Source organism: Arthrobacter sp. 10L430, assembly GCF_056395245.1.
The window spans coordinates 1-1,226 of the sequence record NZ_JBFTJD010000057.1; the positions used below are offsets into that span (position 1 = coordinate 1).

Genomic DNA, 1,226 nt, shown 5'->3' on the forward strand with positions numbered 1-1,226 from the left:
GGATGGCTAAGCTTTCGAAGCTTAGGGTGGCTGGGGTGCTTGCATATCTCTGGAATGTCTTGTCTGCGGTCAATCGCTGGTACGGAACGGGAAAACGGCGGCCGGTAAGCAGCGCTACCGGTGTCTGGCATGCGGTGCGAGCCGCTCGARTGAACGCCCGGATGTCAGCCRGCGCTYCGAATTGGAGGCGTTCCTTGGCTGGCTGATGGGCACCTCGAGTCAGTCATCGTTCACCTCGTTCGGCACGGCCCGGTCATTGCGTCGGCGCACGGCGTGGTGCTGGAACATTGCCCCGCGGATCCCGGTGACCGGCGAGGTCCATGACCAGATCCAGGTCGATGGGATCTACGTGGGTTCATGGTGCTGCCTGATCGCTGTTGCCGGTGACTACGTGCTGGGTTGGCAGTGGTGTGACACCGAGAAGAAGGCCGCGTGGGCGGCGTTGCTGGAACGCTTTCCGGCCCCGAGGGTTKTGATCACTGACGGTGGTTCCGGGATCGCTGSGGCCCTGTCCGAGTGCTGGTCCGAAACCTCGGTGCRGCGTTGCCTGGTCCATGTCCAGCGCAACGTGCGCACCTACCTGACCGGCCGGCCCAGGACCGATGCGGGCAAGGCGTTGCTGCGGCTGGGACGGGCGCTGACGAGGATCAAGGCCCCGGCGGAGGCGGCAGCCTGGCTGGCCGGGCTCCATGACTGGCATCAGCAGCACGGGCACCTGGTCAAAGCGCGCACCTACCGCAGCACTACCGCCATGGTCCCGGGCTGGGTGCGGTCCAACSAGTCCTGGTGGTACACGCATGACAGGCTCCGCAAGGCCTACCGGCTCCTGGAGCGCCTCAGCCAAGCCGGAACGCTGTTCAMGTATTTGGAAGCCGAATACGCCGGGCTGGACATCGCCTCGACGACCAACMGGATCGAAGGCGGCACGAACGCCCAGCTCCGGCTCCTGCTGCGGGCGCACCGGGGCATGAGCGAGGAACACCAGAAGCGTGCCATCGAGTGGTACCTCTACCTGCACAGCGAGCAACCCCGACCGCCAACGAAGCTCATCCAAGACCGCCACTACGGACCAGCCAWGACCAAAGCCAGCGCCCCGACAGAACGGGACCCCGGCCCCGAGCTCTACAGCACCGGACTCAGCCCTGAAGAAGGCCTCTGGCACCGCACCGGATGGGCAGGACGCACATGACACACCCGGGAATTACACACGTTTTGTCCTATAACCC

The 1,226-nt window shown here is 65.0% G+C and carries 1 protein-coding gene; it reads left to right on the forward strand.

Annotated elements, in window-relative coordinates:
- Positions 1 to 49 precede the first annotated feature (49 nt).
- Positions 50 to 1,189 (forward strand): IS1249 family transposase, encoded by a 1,140-nt coding sequence (locus tag AC1DDG_RS21635; RefSeq protein ID WP_476877693.1) that lies wholly within the window; start codon positions 50 to 52, stop codon positions 1,187 to 1,189.
- Positions 1,190 to 1,226 lie beyond the last annotated feature (37 nt).